Source organism: Paraburkholderia sp. 35.1 (genome assembly GCF_050436525.1).
GTDB classification, from domain to species: Bacteria; Pseudomonadota; Gammaproteobacteria; order Burkholderiales; family Burkholderiaceae; genus Paraburkholderia; species Paraburkholderia tuberum.
Window position 1 is genome coordinate 584,600 of sequence record NZ_JBNDMJ010000002.1, and the last position, 15,335, is coordinate 599,934.

Annotated in this window: 12 protein-coding genes and 4 pseudogenes; 8 read left to right on the top strand and 8 right to left on the bottom strand. The window is 63.6% G+C overall.

The features are described from left to right. Positions 1-47 precede the first annotated feature (47 nt). The 4 genes from OKW27_RS08505 to OKW27_RS08520 are packed head-to-tail and all read left to right on the top strand — an operon-like array spanning position 48 to position 5,212. On the top strand, positions 48-1,538 hold the full coding sequence (locus OKW27_RS08505) for an aldehyde dehydrogenase (protein ID WP_429333198.1): 1,491 nt from the start codon (positions 48-50) through the stop codon (positions 1,536-1,538). Between the two features lie 21 nt (positions 1,539-1,559). Continuing rightward, a complete protein-coding gene (locus OKW27_RS08510; protein ID WP_429333199.1) occupies positions 1,560-2,525 on the top strand; it encodes a VOC family protein in 966 nt (321 codons plus the stop codon). Beyond that, on the top strand, positions 2,518-3,783 hold the full coding sequence (locus tag OKW27_RS08515; RefSeq protein WP_429333200.1) for an NAD(P)/FAD-dependent oxidoreductase: 1,266 nt from the start codon (positions 2,518-2,520) through the stop codon (positions 3,781-3,783). Before OKW27_RS08510 ends, OKW27_RS08515 begins: the two co-directional genes overlap by 8 nt. 25 nt (positions 3,784-3,808) lie before the next feature. Next, positions 3,809-5,212: an MFS transporter gene (locus OKW27_RS08520; RefSeq protein WP_429333201.1), complete on the top strand. Its 1,404-nt coding sequence runs from the start codon at positions 3,809-3,811 to the stop codon at positions 5,210-5,212. Positions 5,213-5,307: 95 nt separating this feature from the next. On the opposite strand, the gene OKW27_RS08525 is transcribed toward OKW27_RS08520, so the two are convergent. From OKW27_RS08525 to OKW27_RS08555, 7 genes and pseudogenes are all read right to left on the bottom strand, one after another. Then, positions 5,308-5,769, bottom strand: coding sequence for a GNAT family N-acetyltransferase (locus OKW27_RS08525; protein ID WP_018423974.1), 462 nt, complete (start codon positions 5,767-5,769; stop codon positions 5,308-5,310). Between the two features lie 142 nt (positions 5,770-5,911). After that, a complete protein-coding gene (locus OKW27_RS08530) occupies positions 5,912-6,115 on the bottom strand; it encodes a DUF3562 domain-containing protein (protein ID WP_090808029.1) in 204 nt (67 codons plus the stop codon). A gap of 235 nt (positions 6,116-6,350) precedes the next feature. Next, a pseudogene (locus OKW27_RS08535) lies at positions 6,351-7,650 on the bottom strand (TAXI family TRAP transporter solute-binding subunit). Positions 7,651-7,829: 179 nt separating this feature from the next. Next, positions 7,830-8,300: pseudogene (locus OKW27_RS08540) on the bottom strand (Hcp family type VI secretion system effector). Further along, positions 8,290-8,568 (bottom strand): hypothetical protein, encoded by a 279-nt coding sequence (locus OKW27_RS08545; RefSeq protein WP_429333202.1) that lies wholly within the window; start codon positions 8,566-8,568, stop codon positions 8,290-8,292. Before OKW27_RS08545 ends, OKW27_RS08540 begins: the two are co-directional and overlap by 11 nt. Further along, complete coding sequence (locus OKW27_RS08550; protein WP_429333203.1) at positions 8,565-9,047, bottom strand: DUF2778 domain-containing protein; 483 nt, start codon at positions 9,045-9,047, stop codon at positions 8,565-8,567. The genes OKW27_RS08545 and OKW27_RS08550 overlap by 4 nt, the downstream gene beginning before the upstream one ends. Before the next feature lie 205 nt (positions 9,048-9,252). Continuing rightward, complete coding sequence (locus OKW27_RS08555; RefSeq protein ID WP_429333204.1) at positions 9,253-10,179, bottom strand: LysR substrate-binding domain-containing protein; 927 nt, start codon at positions 10,177-10,179, stop codon at positions 9,253-9,255. A 124-nt stretch (positions 10,180-10,303) separates the two neighbouring features. Between OKW27_RS08555 and OKW27_RS08560 the strand changes: the two genes are divergently transcribed. Beyond that, positions 10,304-11,398, top strand: coding sequence for a tartrate dehydrogenase (locus OKW27_RS08560; protein ID WP_429333205.1), 1,095 nt, complete (start codon positions 10,304-10,306; stop codon positions 11,396-11,398). A gap of 62 nt (positions 11,399-11,460) precedes the next feature. Here OKW27_RS08560 and OKW27_RS08565 read toward each other — a convergent pair whose 3' ends face one another. Continuing rightward, positions 11,461-11,706, bottom strand: a complete 246-nt coding sequence (locus tag OKW27_RS08565; RefSeq protein ID WP_429334637.1) for a hypothetical protein — start codon at positions 11,704-11,706, stop codon at positions 11,461-11,463. Between OKW27_RS08565 and OKW27_RS08570 the strand changes: the two are divergent. The 3 genes and pseudogenes from OKW27_RS08570 to OKW27_RS08580 all read left to right on the top strand — a co-directional run. Further along, positions 11,615-12,902, top strand: a pseudogene (locus OKW27_RS08570) (MFS transporter). The gene OKW27_RS08565 and the pseudogene OKW27_RS08570 sit on opposite strands and share 92 nt — an antisense overlap. A gap of 496 nt (positions 12,903-13,398) precedes the next feature. Beyond that, positions 13,399-13,953 carry a hypothetical protein gene (locus OKW27_RS08575; RefSeq protein ID WP_184057806.1) on the top strand — a complete coding sequence of 185 codons (555 nt, stop codon included), beginning with the start codon at positions 13,399-13,401 and terminating at the stop codon, positions 13,951-13,953. Between the two features lie 26 nt (positions 13,954-13,979). Then, positions 13,980-15,263 (top strand): annotated as a pseudogene (locus OKW27_RS08580) (glycoside hydrolase family 3 C-terminal domain-containing protein); the annotation flags it as partial. Positions 15,264-15,335 lie beyond the last annotated feature (72 nt).

The window sequence follows — 15,335 nt, forward strand, 5'->3', positions numbered from 1 at the left end:
TCAGCGTTTCCTTAAGCCCCTGGCTTGAAAGAACCGGAACGACCGACATGACTCACTTCGATACCAGCCTCGTGCCCAACGGCGATATTTTCATCGGCGGCGAATGGCGGCAGGGGCGCGGCAACCCGTACAAAAGCCTGTATCCGGCGGATCAGTCGGTCAACATGGAAATCTCGACGGCCAGCGCCGACGACGCGCGCGAAGCCATCGAAGCCGCCGACGCGGCGTGGCGCAAGTCCAACTGGTCGGGTCTGAAGCCGCATCAACGCGCATTGATCCTGTATCGCATCGCCGATCTGATCATGGCGCGCCACGAAGCGCTCGCGAATCTGCAGCGCCGCGACAACGGCAAGCCGATCGGCGAGACGCGCGTGCTGGTCGCGAGCGCGGCGAACACGTTCCGCTATTTCGCGGCCTGCCTCGAAACGCTCGATGAAGACGTCACGCCGTCACGCGGCGACTATCTGACGATGAGCATCTACGAGCCGATCGGTGTGGTCGCGGCGATCACGCCGTGGAATTCGCCGATCGCGTCCGACGCGCAGAAGCTCGCGCCGGCGCTCGCGGGCGGCAATGCGGTGGTGCTGAAACCCGCCGAAGTCACGCCGCTGGTGTCGCTCGCGCTCGCGCGCATCTGCGAGGAAGCGGGCGTGCCGAAGGGTGTGGTCAGCGTGCTGCCGGGCAAGGGCTCGGTGATCGGCGACGTGCTGGTGCGCCATCCGCTCGTGAAGAAGGTGTCGTTTACGGGCGGCACCGAAGTGGGCCGCGGCATCGCGCGCATCGCGGCGGACAAGCTGATGCCGGTGTCGCTCGAACTCGGCGGCAAGTCGCCGACCATCGTGTTCGACGACGCCGATCTCGATCATGCGGTGAACGGCGTGCTGTACGGCATTTTCAGCTCGTCGGGCGAGGCGTGCATCGCAGGTTCGCGCCTGTTCGTGCAGCGCTCGATCTACGACACCTTCATACAGCGTCTGATCGAAGGCGCGCGCAAGCTGCGCGTCGGCGATCCGTCGCGCGAGAACACGCAGATGGGTCCGCTGATCACGCAGGCGCATCGCGAGACGATCGAACGCTATGTCGCGCTCGGTCTAGAAGAGGGCGGGCGTCTGCTGTGCGGCGGCGAACGTCCGGTCGGCGATAACCGCGAAGCCGGCACCTACTTCCAGCCGACCATTCTCGAAGGCCTGACCAACGACGCGCGCATCTGCCAGGAAGAAATCTTCGGCCCGGTGCTCGTTGCGATGCCGTTCGACGACGAAGCGTCGCTGCTGAAGGAAGCGAACGACAGCGTGTTCGGCCTCGCCGCCGGCATCTGGACGCGCGATTACAAGCGCGCCTACCGGATCGCGCGCGGCCTCGAAGCCGGCACCATCTGGATCAACACCTACAAGCTGTTCTCGATCTCCACGCCGTTCAGCGGCTGGAAGGAGAGCGGCATGGGACGCGAAAAAGGCCGTGTCGGCATTCGCGAATACATGCAACAGAAGAGCCTCTACTGGGGCTTGAACGACGCGCCGTTGGCGTGGGCGAACTGAAGCGGGACGAAGAGGCACGTTATGACGATTCTCGGCATTGAACAGATTATTTACGGCGTGACGGATCTCGCCACCTGTCGGCAGTTTTTCGCGGATTGGGGTATGACAGAGACCGCCCACGACGAAACCCACGCGCGCTTCGAAACGCTGAACGGCTGCACGGTCCTCGTCGTCGAGGCGAACGATGCGTCGCTGCCGCCCGCGTTCGAAGAAGGCCCGACCTTGCGCGAAGTGACGTGGGGCGTCGCGACGAAGGCGGAGCTCGACGCACTGCGTGGCCGCTTCGCCGGCCAGCCGGGCCACTTCGAAAACGACGACGCGGTTGGATGCATCGACCCGAACGGCATGGCGGTGCGCGTCGAAGTCACGCGTAAGTGGGCGGTCCACGTGCACGGTTCGCCGTCGAACGTGTGGGGCCAGACGCTGCGCGTCGATCAGCCGTCGCCGGTCTATGAGCGCGCGGAGCCGGTCGAAGTGGGCCACGTCGTGTTCTTCACGAACAGGCTCGCCGAGCAGGAAAAGTTCTATCACGAACTGCTCGGCTTCGAGACCTCGGACCGTTATCCGGGCCGCGGCGCGTTCATGCGCTGCGCGCCGCACGGCGGCCATCACGACCTGTTCCTGCTGGCGCTGCCGAACGGCAAACGCGGCCTGAACCACGTCGCGTTCACCGTGCGCGACATCCACGAAGTGTTCGGCGGCGGCATGCACATCAGCCGCTGCGGTTGGGAAACGCAACTCGGCCCGGGACGTCATCCGGTGTCGTCGGCGTACTTCTGGTACTTCAAGAATCCGGCCGGCGGCCTGATCGAGTACTACGCCGACGAAGATCAACTGACGCCCGATTGGCAGCCACGCGATTTCGAGCCGGGCCCGACCGTGTTCGCCGAATGGGCGATCGACGGCGGCATCGACGGCAACACGCGGCGCCAGAAAGACGCGAAGGCGCCGGAAGGCAAGTTCATGACGGAGCGCAAGAATGACTGACGTTGCCGCGGAAAAGGCCCAGACCGCGCATGCGGGGCTCGAGGCGCCGCGCACGATCGTCGTGATCGGCGGCGGCCAGGCGGCCGGCTGGGTCGTGAAGACATTGCGCCGGGAAGGCTTCGACGGCCGCCTCGTGATGATCGCCGACGAAGTGCATCTGCCGTACGAGCGTCCGCCGCTGTCGAAGGCCGTGCTGGCCGGCGACGCGAACATCGACACGGTGCGGCTCGTGAAGCCCGGCGATTTCGACGCATTGAATGTCGAGGCATGGCAACCGGATCGCGCGACGTCGATCGATCGCGAGCAGCGCATCGTACGCACGAAGTCGGGCCGCGAAGTGCGGTACGACCGCCTCGTGATCTCGACCGGCGGCGCGGCTCGCCGTCTGCCCGACGCGCTCGTGAAGACCTCGCATATCGCCTATCTGCGCACGCTCGACGAAGCGGTCGCGCTCGGCGAACGGCTGCGCTCAAGCAAGCGCGTGCTCGTGATCGGCGGCGGCTGGATCGGTCTCGAAGTCGCGGCGACCGCGCGCAAGCTAGGCGTCGAGGCGTGCGTGGTGGAAGGCGCGCCGCGTCTGTGCGTGCGCTCGCTGCCGCCGCTGGTGTCCGATTTCCTGCTGGAGCTGCATCGCGCGAACGGCGTGGACGTGCGTCTGAACGCGGCGTTGGTCAAGCTCGAAGATCATCCGAACGACGCGAACCGGCTGCGCGCGACGTTTAAGGACGGCTCGACGCTCGACGCCGATTTCGCGGTGGCCGGCATCGGTCTCGCACCGCATACGGCGATTGCACAAGCGGCGGGCGTGAAGGTCGAGGATGGCATCGTCGTCGATCACTTCGGCGCCACCGACGACCCGCGCATCTTCGCGTGCGGCGACGTCGCGAATCATCCGAGCGCGTGGCTGAAGCGCCGCGTGCGGCTCGAATCGTGGGCCAACGCGCAGAACCAGGCGATCTCCACGGCGAAGGCCTTGCTCGGCACGTTCGAACCGTACACGGATATTCCGTGGTTCTGGTCCGATCAGTACGACGTGAACCTGCAGATTCTCGGCGACATTCCGGCCAACGCGGAACTCGCGGTGCGCGGTGATTTGCCCGGCAAACGCGCAACGCTGTTCTATCTGGAAGACAACACGATTCGTGGCGTGATCGCGATCAACACCCCGCGTGAGCTGAAGCTTTCGCGCAAGTGGATGAACCAGGGCCGGACCATCGACCTTGTCACCCTGACTGACGCCTCCACGGCGCTTGCCTAATCATTTCTACGGACGGCACCTCGGCATGAGAACCATCGAAAACACAACAGGAGACCGCAGCAGCGCCGGTGTTTCAGGCGCTGTGACGCAAGGCTCGATCATCGCGCGTCTGGAGCGCTTGCCGAGGAACCGGATGCAGGTGCGGGCGCGCATACTGATCGGTCTCGCGACGTTCTTCGATGGCTTCGACGTCATCGCGATCGCGGCGACGCTGCCCTTGCTGATCGCGAAATGGAATCTGACGCCGTGGGACGTCGGCTTCCTGCTTGGCTCGGGCGCCGTGGGACAACTGATCGGCGCGTTCCTGTTTCCGTGGTACGCGGAACGCGGCGGACGCGTGAAGGCGATCGCGCTGAGCTCGGGCATTATCGGGATCACCAGTATCGCGTGCGGTTTTGCGCCGACCTTCGCGGTGTTCGTCGCGCTGCGTATCGTCCAGGGCCTGGGCCTCGGCGGTGAGTTGCCGGTGGCCGCGACCTATATCAACGAGATCAGCCGCGCGCACGGCCGCGGACGCTTCGTTCTGCTGTACGAAATCGTGTTCCCGATCAGGCTGCTCGCGTCGAGCGCGCTCGGTGCCTGGATCGTGCCGCGCTTCGGCTGGCAGGCGATGTACTTCATCGGCGGCATGCCGTTGATCCTGTTCTTCGTGCTGCGCAAGCTCGTGCCGGAATCGCCGCGCTGGCTCGCCGTGCGCGACCGGATGGCCGAAGCCGATTCCGCCGTGCTCGCGTTCGAACGTGCCGCCAAGGTGCCGCTGCCGCCGGTCGCGCAGGCGTCGGAGTTCGACGAGATGGTCAATCGCCATCCGAAGCGCCGCGTCGCGGACCTGTTCGGCCCGGCCTATCTGAAGCGCACGCTCGCCGTGGCGATGCTGTGGGTCACCTGCGGCTTCATCCAGTACGGCCTGTCGACCTGGCTGCCGACGATCTACCGCACGATCTATCACGCGCCGCTGCAACTCGCGCTGAACCTGGCGGTCGCGGCGTCGGTGCTCGGCGTGCTCGGATCGCTGGCCTGCGCGTTACTGGTCGACAAGGTGGGACGCAAGCCGATCATCAGCATCTCGTTCGTGCTGTGCGCGTTGTCGCTGGGCATGGCGGGTGTGTTTCACGGCTCGTCGGTGTATGTGGTCGCAACCTGCTGCGCGCTGGCGCTCGGCTTTCTCGCCAGCGGCTTCATCACGGCCTATGTGTACACGCCGGAGCTGTACCCGACCAGCATCCGCGCGATGGGCTGCGGCGTCGGCGGCGCGTGGCTGAAGGTGGCGGCGATCTTCGCGCCGGCGATCGTGTCGAAGACGATGATCGGCGGCAACCTGGAAGTGGCGTTCTATATCCTCGCTGCCGTGCCGTTCCTCGCGGCGGTCGCGGTGCACTTCCTCGGTATCGAAACCAAGGGCAAGGTGCTGGAGCAGCTCGAGGCTTGACCGGGACTGCGTGATGACCGCTCGAGCAGTAAAACGAAAGGCGCACCGGGTAGTGCGCCTTTCGTCTTTGATGAGCCTTGATGACGCGCTGAGCGCTAAAGCGCTTTGCGATATACCACGAAGCCGGACTTATCCGCGACCTTGTCATAGAGCTGCATCGCGGTGTGATTCGTCTCGTGCGTCTGCCAGTAGACGCGTTGCGCGCCGTCGGCTTTTGCCCGCGCATAGACGGCCTCGATCAGCGCACGGCCGACACCCTTGCCGCGCTCGCTATCGAGCGTGTACAGGTCCTGCAGATAGCAGATCGGCCCCGCCATCGTCGTATGACGGTGATAGAGAAAATGCACGATGCCCTGCAACTGCCCGGCGCGTTCCGCGACGAATGCATGCATCGGCTCGTAGCCATCGAAAAAGCGATTCCACGTGATTTGCGTGATCTCGCGCGGCAACGCGGTCTCGCCCGAGCGGCCATAAAACGCGTTGTAGGCGTCCCATAGCGGGAGCCATGCATCGAAATCGTCACGGGTGACGGCGCGAATCTGCAGCGGGGCGGACATGTGGACGGCTCCTTTGAAAAGCTGTGGAACCGCCAGCATAAAAAATTTGCGACGCGATTGTTAGCTCCACCATGCTCGCAAAATCTGGAGCCACGACGCGTGCGACAGTGCGGTGAGCCGATGCATCACCGCATGCCGCGAGTCAGTGCTCGCGACGTTGCTTGTGACGCAACTCGTTGCGGACCTTCTTCGCGGCGAACAGCGGCACGTAGTCGAACACGCGCGCCTCGTTCCGGAATTCGGCGAGCGTATCGGCGTACATGCGCGACACCGTTTCTGCCGGCGTGTCGGTTTCCTCGGCGATGCTTCGGACCACTTCGTCTACATTCGGCTCAGGCTGGGACATGGTCTCTCTCCGGGTAGGACGGCAGGCTGGATGGACGGTACGCGGACGGCAGGAGTCCATTACAGGATGCGAATCGCGAGCGCGCCAATTGAATCGACCTATCGTCCGACTGATTCCACAGAGATTTTTTTCTTGCGCTGCGGCAAGCACCCACGCGGTGAGGCCGTGCGGAAAATCAACCGGCTGCGCGGTGGTGAATACCCGGGAAACGCACAGGGCTAAGCGACCGCCGCCTCTACCTCTGCACTTTCTGCGCTACATGCGCGATCGCGGTCGCGCACGACGCCGATCGCCTGCTTCAGCGCGTAAACATCCTGAAAGTAGCGGTACGGAATTCGGATCTGACTAGCGTTCGCGTCGATGCTTTCAATCTCCTCACTCCACTGCGCGATCTGCGCGCGAGACGGCTCGGCGTTCTTCCATACTTCGTCCTCGAGCGCCTTGATCGCGCGGTACCAAACGATCAGGCGTTTCTTCATCCGCGCTTCGAGCATGCGCGGCAGCGCCTGCGCGAGGCCGATCAGCAGCGCGAGGAACGGCACCAGAATCAGCAGCCGCCGTTCGATCAGACTCGCGAGCCAGAACGGCAGGTAGCGATACAGAAACGGCCGGCCCGATTTGAAGTACCGCACGCTTTCGTCGGAGATCGGGAATTCTTCGGTGTTCAGGTTGGGGAACGTGCCGAGCGGCGTGAAGTAGTCCTCGCCGCCGTGCACCGTGCGCGCCGCGTCGAGCAGCAGATAGACGAGCGCCGGATGCAGCGTGTCCTTCGACACGAGCAGCGCCGTCGCCGCGAGCAGCGTGACGTCGCTGCGCGGCAGATCGTCGGCGACGCTCGTCGAGGCACGCGGCAAGGTGATCTTCGACAGCGACGGGAATTTTTGCGCCAGTGCATCGGCCTGCGCGAAGCTCATCAGCTTCAGGTTGCTGGTGAGCAGCGTGTGCTGCATGTCGGCGTCGGGCCGGCCAATGAAGAATGCCGCGTCGACCTGACCGCTTTCGAGCCCCTGGTATGCGGCGTTCGCATCCATCTGCAGCAGCGTCGAGTTCTGACTCGTGACGCCGCTATAGCCGAGCAGCACCTGCGAGACGTTGAGCAATCCGCTGCCTGGCACGCCCATCGAAATGCGCTTGCCGCGCAGTTGCGACAGCCGGTCGATCGTCGCATCGCCGCGATAGAACACCCAGATCGGTTCGTACGACACGGCGGCGATGGTTTCCAGATTGTCGGTGTCATTCGGACTGGTCGTGCCCGACTGGATGAAGCCGACCTGATAGGCGCTGTTCGGGTCCGCGAGCCGCTGGTAGTTTTCGACCGAGCCCGACGAGCTACGGATGTCGAGCTTGACGCCTTCGCGCTTGAGCAGCGGCGCGTAGCGATCGGCGAAGCCGCGATAGATGCCGCCGTCCGCACCGGTGGTGATGACGATCGTGCGCTGGAACGCGGGCTCGAGCACGAGCGCGAGCATCCAGCCGAATGCGGCGATGAGCACGATCGCGCCGACGATCAGAAGACGTCGGCGCCGCCGCGTCATCGGGGTTGTCGGGCTGCGGTACAGCGCGGGGTCTGGTCTCGGCATCGTTACCCGGTTTGGTCAGGTCCGGCCTTGGTGACTGATGGGATGGAGGTGGTCTCTATTTCCTCAACTTTACGATATCAGAGGGTTTTATTGGATAGTCAGTGATGTGCATTGAAAAGGTCTGGCTGACACTGTCATCGGGGCACAGGTCGGTTGGCCCTGATGTCGAAGATTCCGGTAACTACGCCGTTGCTGCCGCCTTGGGCATTTTGAACGATGTATTCCTGCTTGACCCTGGCAAAAGAGAGGCGAACCTGTTCGTGTTGTGCGGTCATCTCTACGCCCGTGATGAATACATCGTTCATTGTGAGCCTGAGGAAATCGAGGGGGCTGCCAGCCGCCCTGCGCATGGTAAGAACCGCTTTCGAAACGTGCGTGCCGGTCAGGCAATAGGACATCAGGCTCGGACTCGCCCGGTCCACGTTGTGGAAGAACACGAGGTCGTCGACCGAGGCTTTGCTGACGCCGCTTCCTGGTCCGGACATCATGGAGAGCCGCTGTGCCATCTTCCATGTCTAGTTGATCACCTCGATTTCGTCCGGGTGTGTCGCGTCCTGCGACTCGCCCGTAATCCCGTCGATTTTTATGAAAACGTCATTTGACATCAAGGCGACACCTCTTTCTAACAAAAAGCACGGACCCGCCCCACGAGAGCCCCCAGCATAGTAGGAAACTGACTGCGAGCAGCAGCGTAACCACCACGTCCTCTTCGCCCTCCACACCGACGGCGCCAACGAGCTTGAAGAGGGGGCGAAGCATTTCTAACGTGGATTCGCGGCCAACCCAGCGCGCAAGCGGGTCGATCGTCGACAACGCAAGGCAGACTGGGACAGTCAGCACGAAGGTCGTAAAAATCCGCAGGGCAGTTTTCATTGCACAAGTACCGTACCGTAGTACTGCAGTGTGGTGCCGGGTATCTTCCGGGTTGGGTGCGACAGCAAGAACGAGCGTAAGCGATCGAACTGGGACTGGTCTGTGACCGTGATGCATCCCTCACTTTCTCCCCAGCGACCAGTCGGATGCAGGCGGAAGTTGCCTCGCTTCACGCCATTGATAAATGTCCAATCGTCAATCACGCCGTCGTTTCGATAAAGCGCGAACCAGGTCGAATGATCGACATCGGACCATGCGTCCTTGAGAAGGTCATACAGCCATCCCAGATGACCGCCACTCTGTCGGTCTACGATGTAGTACAGGCCTTGCGGAAGCGGACCGCTTTCGGCGACCGCTGTATCTGCGGGGTTGTTGACATGGGCTGGTTTGCCCGAAAAAGCAGACACGTTGCCAAAGCCTTTGCAGGTCAATACAGAGATGAGTCGACGGTTAAGCGTGAAATAGCACTCGGCGGGCATGGTTTACACATCGAAAAGGCGTTCACTCCGTGGTGGCGACGGAAGCGAGAAGACGGGTGACTCGAGGTAACGTTCGTGACACAGTCAGCTTCGGCGAAGACGGAACCATGCTCAATCAGACGACTCGGAAAGCGAGGCAAAATTGGGCCGATGTGCTGCTCGCTCTTTTGATGACATCACGAGTGTGCACGATCGCTGTGCTGCCCTACGCCCCCGCCCCCACCTCACCCCCCAACTCCCGCGCAATAAACTCGACGAACGCGCGAATACGATTCGACATCTGATGCCGCGGCGAATACACCGCGAAGATATCCGCATTCGGTGTGTCGTGATCGGGCAGCAACTGGACGAGCGATCCTTCCGTCAGATACTGCCGGATGTCCCATTCCGCGCGCATCAGGATGCCGTGTCCTTCGAGCGCCCATTTGACGGCGATCTCGCCGTCGTTGGTGGTCAGCGTGCCCTTGATCCGCACCGCCTCGGTCTTGCGCGCGGCGCCGCGTCCCGAGGTCAGCCGCCACACGCCGTACGCTTCGTCGCCCTGACGAATGCCGATGCAGTTGTGGCGCGTCAGATCGTGCGCCGTGAGCGGCATGCCGTGCGCCGCAAGATACGACGGCGCCGCGCACAGCAGACGCCGGTTCGGCGCAAGCCGGCGCGCGACCACGCGGGTATCGGGCGGCTCGCCGAAGCGGATGCAGACGTCGAAGCTGTCGTCGGTAAGCGGCGGGGGCGTGACCGACAACTGCAGTTGAACCGACACCTGCGGATACCGCGCGACGAAGCGCGAGATCGCCGGCCCGACATGGCTGCGCCCGAAGCCGAGCGTCGCGTTCACGCGCAGCAAGCCCTTCGGTGTCTTCTTCGCCGAGCCGAGCAGTTCGGCCAGTTCGTCGATCTCGTCGAGAATCCGCCGCGCGTGCTCGAGGTATAGCTCGCCTTCGGGCGTCAGCATCATGCGGCGCGTCGTGCGGGTTACGAGTGCGACGCCCGCGCGCTGCTCCATCTGGGTCAGGCGCTTGCTGACGGCCGCCGCGGTCAGCCCCAGTTCGCGTGCGGCCGCGCTGAGGCTGCCGCTCGCGGCGAGCGTCGAGAAAAAGCCCAGATCGGCTGGCTGGACGGTGTCGCGCATCGTCTTTTCCGCGTCTTCGCATTTGTGAATGCAAGTTAAAGATGCTTTGAGTTTAGCACCGGTTTTTACCCGTGGGATCGCGCTAGAGTCCACTCACGCCATTCACCAAGCACAGGACGCAGACATGAAGACCTATTGCATCGCAACCATCCCCGGCGACGGCATCGGCAAGGAGGTCGTGCCGGCCGGCGCGCAGGTGCTCGAGGCGCTCGCGAAGACCACGCGTGCCTTCACGTTCGAGTTCGAGAACTTCGACTGGGGCGGCGACTACTATCGTCAACACGGCGTGATGATGCCGGCCAACGGGCTCGACGCGATCCGCAACAAAGATGCGATCCTGTTCGGCTCGGCGGGCGACAAGGACATTCCCGATCACATCACGCTGTGGGGTCTGCGACTGAAAATCTGCCAGGGCTTCGACCAATACGCGAACGTGCGCCCGACGCGCATCCTGCCCGGCATCGACGCACCGCTGAAGTACTGCAAGCCCGAGGATCTGAACTGGGTGATCGTCCGCGAAAATTCGGAGGGTGAATATTCGGGCGTCGGCGGCCGCGTGCATCAGGGCCATCCGATCGAAGCCGCGACCGACGTGTCGATCATGACGCGCGCCGGCGTCGAGCGCATCATGCGCTTCGTGTTCCGCCTCGCGCAGTCGCGTCCGCGCAAGCTGTTGACCGTGATCACGAAGAGCAACGCGCAGCGTCATGCGATGGTGATGTGGGACGAGATCGCGCTCGAAATCTCGAAGGAGTTTCCGGACGTCACGTGGGACAAGGAACTCGTCGACGCGGCGACCGCGCGCATGGTCAACCGTCCCGCGACGCTCGACACGATCGTCGCCACCAATCTGCACGCCGATATTCTCAGCGACCTCGCGGCCGCGCTCGCCGGCAGCCTCGGCATCGCGCCGACCGGCAACATCGATCCGGAGCGCCGCTATCCGTCGATGTTCGAGCCGATCCATGGCTCCGCGTTCGACATCATGGGCAAGGGGCTCGCGAATCCGGTCGGCACGTTCTGGTCGGTCGTGATGCTGCTCGAACACCTCGGCGAATTCGACGCGGCCAGGCGCGTGATGCAGGCCGTCGAAGCGGTCACCGCGAACAACGCGCTGCACACGCGCGACCTCGGCGGCACGGCCACGACCGCGCAGGTGACGGCGGCCGTGTGCGCGTTCATCGAGCAGGCGGCGACGCCCGCGGCGAACGCGGCTTGAGCGCCGGCGTCGCGCGAACTGAACCGGACTGTGCGGAACCGCGCGCAAATCAGGCGCGCGGTCTACGCCCCGGCCACGATCTGGCCGGCACACAACCTTGACTCGATTAGCTCGGCCCAACGTCGGCCGGCGCGAGGCTCGCGCGCGGTCAATAGCCGCGCGCCGCAGGAGGAGACAATGACTTCGGAACTCGAAAGCCGGGTGTCCCGCAAGCTGATGCTGCGGATCATCCCGTTCGTCATGCTGTTGTACTTCGTGAGCTTTCTCGATCGCGTGAATGTGGGCTTCGCCGCGTTGTCGATGAACAAGGCGATCGGTCTTTCGCCGACCGCGTTCGGCCTCGGCGGCGGGCTCTTTTTCATCGGCTATTTTCTGTTCGAAGTGCCGTCGAACCTGATTTTGCACAAGGTCGGCGCGCGGCGCTGGATTGCTCGCGTGATGGTGTCGTGGGGGCTCGTGTCGCTCGCGTCGGCGTTCGTCGTCGGGCGCGAACAGTTTCTACGCGCTGCGCTTCATTCTAGGCGTCGCGGAAGCGGGCTTCTTTCCCGGCATCATCCTGTATCTGAGCCTGTGGTTTCCGGCGCGGCAGCGTGCGGTCGCGGCGGCATGGTTCATGGCCGCCGCGCCGATCTCGACTGCTATCGGCTCGCCGATTTCCGGCGCGATCATGAAACTGCCGCCGATTGCCGGACTCGTCGACTGGCAAATGCTCTACCTACTCGAAGCATTGCCCGCGATTATCCTCGGCTTCTGCGTGCTCAAGTATCTGACCGACAAGCCCGCGCAAGCCGAGTGGCTGCAGCCCGACGAGCGCGACTGGCTGATCGCGAGGCTGAAGCTCGAAGCCGACGCGCGGCACGCGCATGCGGGCCACACGGCCGGCGCGCTCAGCGCGTTGCGCGATCCGCGCGTGCTCGCGCTCGCGCTGATCTACTTCGGCACCTCGGCGGGGCTTTATACGCTCGGCTTGTGGGCGCCGCTGATCATCCGCCAATACGGTTTCGGCACGTTCGAAACCGGGTTGCTCGCCGGCGTGCCGAGCGTGCTCGCGGTGATCGCGATGGTGCTATGGGCGAAGCACTCGGATCGCACCGACGAACGGACGTGGCACGTCGTGATTCCGTGCGCGCTTGCGTGCATCGGCTTCGTGTTCGCCGGTAATGCGACCACCGCGTTGATGATCGTGCTTGCGCTCGTCGTCGTGAACGTGGGCATCAGTGCCGCGAAGGCGCCGTTGTGGGCGATGCCGAGCATGTTCCTGTCTGGCGCCGGGGCGGCGGCGGGCATTGCGATGATCAACTCGATCGGCAACCTCGGCGGCTTCGTCGGGCCGTTTGCGATCGGCTGGCTCAAGAACGTGACGGGCGGCTATACGGCGGGGCTTTACGTGGTCGGCGCGACGTTGGCGGTGTCGGCGGTGGTGACGCTGATGTTGAGCCGGCAGACGAAGTCTGCACCTGCCGCGGTGGGCGAACGGCACGGGCATTCGAACGCGCGCAGATAGCAGAGCTTGCGCGTCAGGTCCAGCAGGTAACGGGGCCGACGCTCGAGGTCTAATACACGCTAGCGATAATCCGCCGCGCCTTTGTCCGACATTACCGGTCTCCCGGCCTATACTGAACCGTGCGGCGCACCATTCGCGCTGCTGACTCACAAAGTCACCTCTGTGCGGATTTCCGCGCGAACGCTTTGCGCGTGTCCGCCGACACCTCGCTGCAAATCCAGCCCGGTGCAGCAACTCTCAATGCGAATGTCGGTCTCCGGCGTGCCACCTCCGCGCGCTGATCGAACACCGACGCCAGCCCGCCACCTTTTCGAAGGACGATTGGTCCTAACCGGCCTATCGTCCGTCCTCCGCTCGTTGCATGAGCAGGAATGGCTACGCATGGCTTACGCATGGCTGTATCTGTCAGATCGCTGTAAATGATGTTTTCTCTTAACTTAGGATGTCGAAAGACGGTGCGTACCTGCGCACCTCATTTGATTACAAGGAGACGAACATGAATAGCCAGCGTTTAAGCATGTTGTCGGCAACGGCTATTGCCCTTCTTTCGCTCAATGGTGCGGCTCACGCCGGCAGCGCATGTTCAGCCTCTCTGCTGAACGGCGCATACGGTTTCAGTGCCGTGGGGCAGGTCATCGGACTGATCGACTCAGCGGGGGTGCATCAATTTGTGACCCAATTGGCGCTTAACAATGTCTCCCTGGTGACGTTCGACGGTTCCAAACATTTCACGCGAATTGACGTCGGCACGATCAATGGTGCGCCGAAGAACGGAGTGACCAGTTTCACCGGGGCCCAGAGTGGCGCCTACACCGTGAACCCCGATTGCACCGGAACGATGACTATCAAATACGACAGCGGGGTGGTGCTAGGCCTTGAAATAGTTGTGACCGATGATGCCAGATTGATCAAGGCCATCATCATCAGCGAGACGGTGCCGTCAGTCGGCCCGACCGTCGATGCCGTGAACTGTACTACGACTTCTTGTAGCGAAGCAGTGCAGGTCAGCCTTGAGGGGCGCAAGGTAGAGGCCTTCGGCTTCCGTCATTAGTCTGCGGGAGGGGCGTGACGTCTCACTCGGTGTCGGCAGACACGTGCAGAAGGAGGCTCCAGCGCAAGCTTCGAACGATGATCCGCTACGGCGTCTTCGATTCGCCGCCCACCACCGGCGGCAGCGTCGATCAAACCGCGGGCAATGCGCTCGCGCTGCAGGTCGCGCAGCAATCGTCGGTCTTGCTGAAGAACGCGGTGGCGAGCGGCGATTCGGAACCGGTGCTGCCGCTGAACGCGGCGGGGCTGTCGTCGATCGTGGTGATCGGCGCTCACGCGGATGCGGGCGTGCTGTCGGGCGGCGGCTCGGGCGCGGTGCCGGCGGCCGCGGGCAACGCGGTGTCCGGTTGCGTGTCGCCGTCGCCGCTGTTGAGCACCTGCGCGACGTGGTACAAGTCGGCACCGCTGGCCGCGATCCAGGCGAAGGCGCCGAGCGCGAGCGTGACCTTCGTCGACGGCACGAACGCGGCGGCAGCGGCGACCGCCGCCGCGAAGGCGGACGTGGCGATCGTGTTCGCGACGCAATGGGAAAGCGAGGGCGCGGATCTGCCGAGCCTGAGCCTGCCGAGCAATACGACTGACAGCTATAACCAGAGCTACGATCAGAACGCGCTGATCAGCGCGGTCGCGGCGCAAGCGAAGCGCGTGATCGTCGTGCTCGAGAACGGCAGCCCGGTCCTGATGCCGTGGCTATCCAACGTGCACGGCGTGCTCGAAGCGTGGTATCCGGGCGTGCAGGGCGGTCAGGCGATTGCCGATCTGCTGTTCGGCGCCGTGAACCCGTCCGGCAAATTGCCGATCACGTTCCCGATGCAGGACGCGGATCTTCCGCAACCGACGATCTCGGCCACCGATACCACCGTTACCTACAGCGAAGGACTCTTCATGGGTTATCGCTGGTATGACGGCAAGCAGATCGCGCCGCTGTTCCCGTTCGGTTATGGGCTGTCCTACACGAGCTACAGCTACTCGGGCCTCAACGCGCAAGTGGATGCGAGTGGCAACGTGAAGGTGACCTTTACCGTCAAGAATACGGGCTCGCGCGCGGGCGCGGAAATCGCCGAAGTTTATGCCGCGTTGCCGAGCGGTCTGGGCGAACCGCCGAAGCGTCTGGTCGGCTGGCAAAAGGTCGCGCTGCAGGCGGGGCAGTCGCAGCAGGTCAGCGTATCGATTGCGCCGAAGCTGCTGTCGACGTGGGACGCGACCAACCACGTGTGGAAGCTCAACGGCGGCGTCTATCAGATGATCGCGGGGGCTTCTTCGCGCGATCCGAATGCGTTGACGGCGTCGGTGACGATCGCGGGGCATTGAGCGCTGAGGTTTTGAACTGGAAAGCCTGCTAGCGGGGTACGGGGTCGAGCGCCGTATCCCGCCGGCACGCGT

Excerpts from the sequence above, each read along its gene's own strand:
- OKW27_RS08505 (WP_429333198.1), top strand. The coding sequence starts at position 48 with ATGACTCACTTCGATACCAGCCTCGTGCCCAACGGCGATATTTTCATC.
- OKW27_RS08510 (WP_429333199.1), top strand. The coding sequence starts at position 1,560 with ATGACGATTCTCGGCATTGAACAGATTATTTACGGCGTGACGGATCTC.
- OKW27_RS08515 (WP_429333200.1), top strand. The coding sequence starts at position 2,518 with ATGACTGACGTTGCCGCGGAAAAGGCCCAGACCGCGCATGCGGGGCTC.
- OKW27_RS08520 (WP_429333201.1), top strand. The coding sequence starts at position 3,809 with ATGAGAACCATCGAAAACACAACAGGAGACCGCAGCAGCGCCGGTGTT.
- OKW27_RS08525 (WP_018423974.1), bottom strand. The coding sequence starts at position 5,769 with ATGTCCGCCCCGCTGCAGATTCGCGCCGTCACCCGTGACGATTTCGAT.
- OKW27_RS08530 (WP_090808029.1), bottom strand. The coding sequence starts at position 6,115 with ATGTCCCAGCCTGAGCCGAATGTAGACGAAGTGGTCCGAAGCATCGCC.
- OKW27_RS08545 (WP_429333202.1), bottom strand. The coding sequence starts at position 8,568 with ATGAAAACTGCCCTGCGGATTTTTACGACCTTCGTGCTGACTGTCCCA.
- OKW27_RS08550 (WP_429333203.1), bottom strand. The coding sequence starts at position 9,047 with ATGCCCGCCGAGTGCTATTTCACGCTTAACCGTCGACTCATCTCTGTA.
- OKW27_RS08555 (WP_429333204.1), bottom strand. The coding sequence starts at position 10,179 with ATGCGCGACACCGTCCAGCCAGCCGATCTGGGCTTTTTCTCGACGCTC.
- OKW27_RS08560 (WP_429333205.1), top strand. The coding sequence starts at position 10,304 with ATGAAGACCTATTGCATCGCAACCATCCCCGGCGACGGCATCGGCAAG.
- OKW27_RS08575 (WP_184057806.1), top strand. The coding sequence starts at position 13,399 with ATGAATAGCCAGCGTTTAAGCATGTTGTCGGCAACGGCTATTGCCCTT.